The organism is Skermanella sp. (assembly GCF_059503625.1).
The window spans coordinates 1-6,003 of record NZ_JCACHA010001031.1 but is presented as its reverse complement, the minus strand read 5'-3'; the positions used below and the strand labels follow the sequence as shown (position 1 = coordinate 6,003).

The window sequence follows — 6,003 nt, the reverse complement described above, 5'->3', positions numbered from 1 at the left end:
GTCTTCGGCGACGCTGCGCAGTTCCGGAACGGTGTTCTGATCGGCGAAGGACGACCGCCCGCTGTCGTGGTTGCCGATCTGGCGCGCGAGCGAGCCGAAACGCCGAAGGTTGCTCCAGACGCCCAGGAACAGCAGCAGCACCAGCGCCGCCATCGCGAGATAGATCAGCGCCGCCGCCTGCACCTCGGGCGTCTGCCAATAGGGCTGGCCGATCGAGGAGCCCAGATACGTCGGCGTCGAGTGGGACGTCACGACGGCCCAGCACCCGAACGGGCTGTTGATCGGCGTGATCGACGTCAGGACTTCCAGGGCGCCCGTCGCCGTCTGCAAGCGGATCGCCAACGGCTGGTTGCCGCTGCACGTGTCGGCAAGACGCGCCAGGATGCCCTGCTCCAGCAGGCGCTGGCGTTCCAGATCGAGGTTGGCGTTCGGGGCCAGCGGTGCGGCGCCGACGTAGTAGAAGCCCTGCGCTCCGGGAACGCTCTTGGGCCGCAGCAGGAGCTTCAGCCTCGTGTTCTCGTCGGCGAACCGCGCGAGCTCCTCACCCAATCGGGGCAGCAGGCTGGCATCGGCCTTGGCGAGCAGCGGCTCCAGCGCACGGGCGATCAGCTGGCCCTGCTGCTGGGCGCTTTGGAGCAGCAATGTCTGCTTGTCCTCGTCGGCGGCCCGGAACTGCTGGTAGATCAGGATCGGCACGGCGATGAAGACGACGGACACCAGCACCAGCCGGCTGGCGAGCGAGCGCAGAATCCAGCGGCCGCCGGTCCTTGCCCGCGGCTGAGCCATCAGGAACCGGCCTCCCCCGCCTTCATCAGCTCAGGCCCCCGGCCCTCAGGTCGTCGTCACCGCCGTCCATGTCGCCGCCGACCGGATCGTCGCTCCAGCGGTAGCCGAAGCCCGGATAGTTGTCGATCAGGTCGAACTCGCCGTCGACCATGCGGAACTTCTGGCGGATGCGCTTGATGAAGGCGCGGACATTGGCGCGGTAGCCGGCCGGGCCGTAGCCGGCGACGAAGCCCTTGCCATGGACCAGATCGTAGATTTCCCGGTAGGAGATATCCTCCCCCGGCCGGGTCGCCATCAGCCGTACGATGTTGAACTCGGTCAGGGTCAGATCGACGCGGGTGCCGCGCCAGAAGGCCCGGCTGCCGTCCAGCCGCAGTTCCAGGTCGCCCCGGTTGAACAGGTTGGCATTGGCGCCTCCGGCATTGGCGGCACCGGCCGAAGCGCCCGGCTGCGATCCGGGGATCGCCGGAAGGTCGCCGCCTTCGTCGGGACCGGTCTTGCGGCCGCCGAGGATGAGCTGCATCCGCTTCAGCAGGATCGGCAGGGAGCGCGACTTCTCGACGAAGTCCACGGCGCCACCGGCCAGGGCCGCTTCCTCGTAGATCTGGTCGGACAGGACGGTGAGGAAGATCACCGGCACTTCGATGCCGCTGGCGCGAAGCTGGCGCAGCACGTCGATGCCGTCCATCTTGGGCATTCGCCAGTCCAGCAGGACCACATCGGCATTGCCGCCGCGCAGGAAGTAGTCGAGCGCCGGGGCGCCTCGGTCGAAGGGGATCACGTCGTATCCCTCGTCGGCCAGGTTCATGCCCAACGATTCCCGGAACAGGTCGTCGTCGTCGACCAAGGCGACCTTGGACGGCACGGCGCCGGTTACCGGGTTAGTTGATGCGGTTGCCATGGGCCGTCTGACGGCCTGAAGCCTGGGCGAGGAGTTGTGCGAAGCACCGTTCATGGACATTGGGGGCATCGTCGCTACTCGTCAGTTCATAGGAAAGGGCACGGAAGTTCTGCGTCGTCATCTCCATGAAGAAGAAGACCCGCAAGACGCAGGATGGGGTGGCGTACTGCCAGTATTTCGCGGGCGGAACATCCTCGGTCCAGGACGGCTCGCCCAGAAGGCGGACCGTCGCCTGCTCGTCCAGACCGACCAACGCCTTGGGGCCTGGGTGCTCGGGTATCGCATGCGGTGACGATGCCAGCGGAAGCGACGGCGGCAGAGCCGGCGGCAACGCTTCGGCAGGTGCCGGCAGGGGCTCCGGCAGCGGTGCCGAGGGCGGCACCATAACGACCGACCCTGCCTTGGATCCGCCCGCCTGCCCATTCTCCTCCGCCGGTGCTTCGCTCTGCGGCGACGCGGAGGAACTGGGCGGCGGCGCTGCGGGTTTCTTCCCCGCACTTGAAGCGGCCGAAGCGGTGGCCGCGGGTGCCGGAGGCTTGGGTTTCAGCTTCGGAACGGGAGCTTGGGCAACTTCGGTACCAACGGACGACTGTTCGGCCAAGGCAGCCTGAATAGGCGCCGGATTACCCGGATCGATACATCCGGCCAATAAAACTGCCGCCGTCAAGGCAACGAAAGTCAAGTCGCGCAACGAATGCCTCCACGGGCGTAACCGCCAGCTCCGAAGGAGCAAGGCATGTCGCACACCAGGACGACAAATCTTCTTGCCGAATGACAGGTTGTGCCGATGTTCATTTTGTCGCCCAAAGTTATACAGCGCCTTGTCCGGCGTCACGCACGCCATCCATGCTGTATACATCGTATGACCAATGAAGGGCAAACTGGTGAACAGAAGCTTAATATTTTTTCCATTACGGCACCCCTACCACCATTGCGCTGGGGAAAAACGGCAAGCGCGGTAGCGGCTGCACGACATGTTTCAAGCGGCGGGGCCAGGGAGTAACCCGGTCCCGCCGCATCTTGGCCGGATGGGCAGAAGCATGGTTTTTTCGCCGCTTCAGGGCGATAGCTTCGCCGTCATGAATTCCAGCCGCGTTCCCGGTCAGGCGCTAAGCTTAGCCGGGTTCATCAGGTCATTGGCTCCACCGATACGGCTGGTTACCCTATCGCTGAGCCGGTTCCCCGATGCCCGCCATACTGTCGATAGTGACAAGTAAGGTCAAGAGCGGTGGAACGCCAAAGGCTTACGCATTAGGCGCAGCCTTAACCCCATTGAACGGGATACCGTCATCCGCGAATCGGCCGCGTGATTTACAGCCGGGTGGTGGCCGAACGAGGGTTTGCGCCATAAGTGTTTGCCCCCGCTGTGGAACTCAACCCATCGAACGCTGTTCCTTTTGGACAATTCATTCGAATGCGTGAATGAGCGCAGTAGAGAACAGCGTCATGAGGAGGTCCTGAACATGGCTACGCGCGACACTACCGGCACCGTGGGCAATTCCACCGGGTCCGGGTTGGGCGCCTCCCGCACCGGCTCGACCACTCCCGTGGCTGGCCCCACAGTTGGCAATCCGAACTCCGGCAGCACGAACCAGGGCGGTTCGAGCACCGGATCTACCCGCGATACCATTTCCAACACCGTGGATCAAGCCAAGCAGCAAGCGGAGACGGAAGGCAACCGGTTGATGGGTGCTGCCCGTACCCGCGCCCGTTCAGCCTTCGAGCATCAGCAAAACCGCGTCGCCGACAGCATCGGCAGCGTCGCCGAGGCACTGCATCAGGCGGCCGACAAGCTGAACGAGCAGAACGAGGACGTCGTCGCCCGCTACACCGATACGGCGGCCCAGCGGATCGAGCAGTTCGCCGACAGCCTGCGTAACCGCAACCTTGACGATCTGGTCGGACAGGCCGAGCACTTCGCCCGCCGTCAGCCCGAAGTCTTCCTGGGCGCCGCCGTCGCGACGGGCTTCCTGATCGCCCGCTTCCTGCGTACGTCCGGCAGCCGCGCCTCGCAGCGGCGCAGCAACCTGAGCTACGGCAGCGGCTCGGTCGGCGGCGGATCCGCCGGCACCTATGGTGAGCGCAGCTATGGCAGCTACGGTGGCCAGAACCGCTACTCGCAGCAGGGCACCGGCTATGGCAGCGCCAACCGGGGTTATACCGGCAGCACGTCGTCGTCGGGCAGCCCGGCCGGGACGAGCGGCGTTTCGGGTACCGGAGCCGCAGGCGGCAGCGCCGCCCTGGCAAGTTCCACGACCGGTTCAGCCGGTACGGGCTTCGGCTCCAGCAACGTGGAGCGGAACACCGGCGTCGTCGGAACCTCGGAGAAGAACGAGAAGTCCGGCACCAGCCTTGGTTCGACCGTAGGTAGCATGTCGGCCACGCCGGCCAGCGGCAGCACGGCAACGACGATCAAGCCGGACGACAAGGGCTTCGGCTCCACGCCGCCCCGGGGTACCAATCCATGACCGGCAGGCCGGACGATAACCTCCGGGGGTTCGGCGACGTTCCTCGGGGCGGTGCCGACCGGCCGCTGACCGGGTTGCTGACCGAACTCGCCCAGGAAACCACGACCCTGGTGCGGAAAGAGGTCGAACTGGCGAAAGCGGAAGTGTCGGAAAAGGTCAGCCAGGCAACATCGGGAGCCGTCTCGCTGGCTGCCGGCGGCATGGTGGCTTTCGCCGGTCTCATCTTCCTGCTTCTGGCGCTGACCTATTATCTGGCGACCATGATGGAGCCGTGGCTGGCTGCGCTGATCGTCGGCGGAGCCGTCACGCTGATCGGCATCGTCCTGGTCGTGATGGGCAAGAGCAAGCTGTCGGCGCGCAACCTCCAGCCGAATCGCACCATCGCCAGTCTCCAGGACGACAAGCGCTGGGCCAAGGAACAGCTGGGGCGCTGAGCGCAGGCACGCTGACCTGAACCGGTAAAACGACGTTTTCAACAATAGCGGCGCGAGTGCGTCGGCATGGCTTACCGGCCGGCCGGCGCGCATTGCGGCCCATAACTCATCAGGCGGAAGCACATGAGCAGAAACTATTATGAACATACCGACGCCTACCGCAACTACGACGCGCGGGACGAAGACCGCTCGGTCCTGAGCAACCCCGTACCGCTCGCCCTGATCGGGCTCGGCGTGGGCTGGCTGGTCTGGAGCAACACCAGCCACCCGTCCGTCGATGCCCGCTTGCGCGACGCCAGCCGCCGCGCCCGCCAATACGGCGACCAGGCTCTCAACCGGGCTTCGGAATTGCGCGACCAGGTTTCGAACCGGGCTTCGGAGCTGGGCGACGAGGCGAGCAGCCGGGCGAGCGAATGGCGCGACCGGGCCAGCAGCGCCACCCAGTCGGTGCGCGACCGGGTCCAGAGCCAGAGCGGCGGCCAGCGCCAGGACTTCGGCAGCTATCAGGGCGGCCAGAGCAGCTATGGCGACCGCGCCCGCGACTACGGCGACCAGGCATCCCAGCGAGCCCGTCAGGGCTACAGCAGCGTCGTCAGCCTCGTAGACGAGCACCCGCTGCTGGCCGGCATCATGGGCGTGGCGGTAGGCGCCGTGCTTGGCGCCAGCATCCCGTCGAGCCGGTACGAGAACGAGCTGCTGGGCGACTACAGCGACGACTTCTACAACCGTGCCCGTGAATACGGCAGCGAGGCGATCGACCGCGCCGCCACCGTGGCCCGCACCGCCGCCGAAGCCGGTGTCGAGGCGGCCAAGGATGCCGGCCAGAGCGAAGCCGAAAACCAGGGTCTCACCCCGGAGCAGGTCAAGAACCGCGCCGAGGAAAAGACCGGAAACCGGTAAAGCCTGAAGGCATTGCCGTTTCGGGAGGGCGCCGCCGGCCGACGAGGCCGGCGGCGCCCTTTTTTCGTTCCCGAACCCGTCAGTAGAGCCCGACCGGCTTCGCCCCGTCGGGCTCCGAAGCCGGGCCCTGCCCCTTCGCCTCCAGGACGACCGCCCGGGCGCCCGCCGCCATCAGGTGATAGTCGGAGCCGCCTGTGACGAACCGGTAGCCGAGGTCGATCATACGCTTGGCGTATGAGGCCGCTCCACAGTGGATGCCCGGTATCACGCCGTGAGCCTTGGCACGCGCCAGGATGTGGGTGATCGCATCGTACAGCGGCGGTTCGGTATGGTCGAAACCGAACTTGCCGGTCATCGAATAGCAGAGATCGGCGGGTCCGATATAGATTCCGTCCAGTCCCTCGACGCTCAGGATATCGTCGAGATTGTCGAGCGCCTGCGCCGTTTCGATCATCGCCATGACGATGACGCTCTCGTTGGCGCGTTCGGGATAATCGGCGCCGTAGTGCAGCAA

6 protein-coding genes and 1 pseudogene are annotated in these 6,003 nt (G+C 65.8%); 3 read left to right on the top strand and 4 right to left on the bottom strand.

The features are described 5' to 3' along the window. The 3 genes and pseudogenes from AC5JJ6_RS37560 to AC5JJ6_RS37550 all read right to left on the bottom strand — a co-directional run. Window positions 1–786 (bottom strand): annotated as a pseudogene (locus AC5JJ6_RS37560) (sensor histidine kinase); the annotation flags it as partial. A gap of 25 nt (window positions 787–811) precedes the next feature. Further along, window positions 812–1,687, bottom strand: a complete 876-nt coding sequence (locus AC5JJ6_RS37555; RefSeq protein ID WP_496046928.1) for a response regulator transcription factor — start codon at window positions 1,685–1,687, stop codon at window positions 812–814. After that, window positions 1,668–2,522, bottom strand: coding sequence for a hypothetical protein (locus AC5JJ6_RS37550; RefSeq protein ID WP_496046927.1), 855 nt, complete (start codon window positions 2,520–2,522; stop codon window positions 1,668–1,670). Before AC5JJ6_RS37550 ends, AC5JJ6_RS37555 begins: the two co-directional genes overlap by 20 nt. Window positions 2,523–3,150: 628 nt before the next feature. Here AC5JJ6_RS37550 and AC5JJ6_RS37545 point away from each other — a divergent pair. The 3 genes from AC5JJ6_RS37545 (at window position 3,151) to AC5JJ6_RS37535 (ending at window position 5,489) form a co-directional block, all read left to right on the top strand. After that, window positions 3,151–4,155 carry a hypothetical protein gene (locus AC5JJ6_RS37545; RefSeq protein WP_496046926.1) on the top strand — a complete coding sequence of 335 codons (1,005 nt, stop codon included), beginning with the start codon at window positions 3,151–3,153 and terminating at the stop codon, window positions 4,153–4,155. Further along, window positions 4,152–4,589 carry a phage holin family protein gene (locus tag AC5JJ6_RS37540; protein ID WP_044436338.1) on the top strand — a complete coding sequence of 146 codons (438 nt, stop codon included), beginning with the start codon at window positions 4,152–4,154 and terminating at the stop codon, window positions 4,587–4,589. The genes AC5JJ6_RS37545 and AC5JJ6_RS37540 overlap by 4 nt, the downstream gene beginning before the upstream one ends. 123 nt (window positions 4,590–4,712) lie before the next feature. Beyond that, window positions 4,713–5,489 (top strand): hypothetical protein, encoded by a 777-nt coding sequence (locus AC5JJ6_RS37535; protein ID WP_496046925.1) that lies wholly within the window; start codon window positions 4,713–4,715, stop codon window positions 5,487–5,489. 79 nt (window positions 5,490–5,568) lie between these two features. Here AC5JJ6_RS37535 and AC5JJ6_RS37530 read toward each other — a convergent pair. Continuing rightward, a partial coding sequence (locus AC5JJ6_RS37530; RefSeq protein WP_496046924.1) for an aldolase/citrate lyase family protein occupies window positions 5,569–6,003 on the bottom strand: 435 nt, incomplete at its 5' end.

Bases quoted from the DNA above. Each gene is read 5' to 3' on its own strand.
- AC5JJ6_RS37555 (WP_496046928.1), bottom strand. From the start codon at position 1,687: ATGGCAACCGCATCAACTAACCCGGTAACCGGCGCCGTGCCGTCCAAG.
- AC5JJ6_RS37545 (WP_496046926.1), top strand. From the start codon at position 3,151: ATGGCTACGCGCGACACTACCGGCACCGTGGGCAATTCCACCGGGTCC.
- AC5JJ6_RS37540 (WP_044436338.1), top strand. From the start codon at position 4,152: ATGACCGGCAGGCCGGACGATAACCTCCGGGGGTTCGGCGACGTTCCT.
- AC5JJ6_RS37535 (WP_496046925.1), top strand. From the start codon at position 4,713: ATGAGCAGAAACTATTATGAACATACCGACGCCTACCGCAACTACGAC.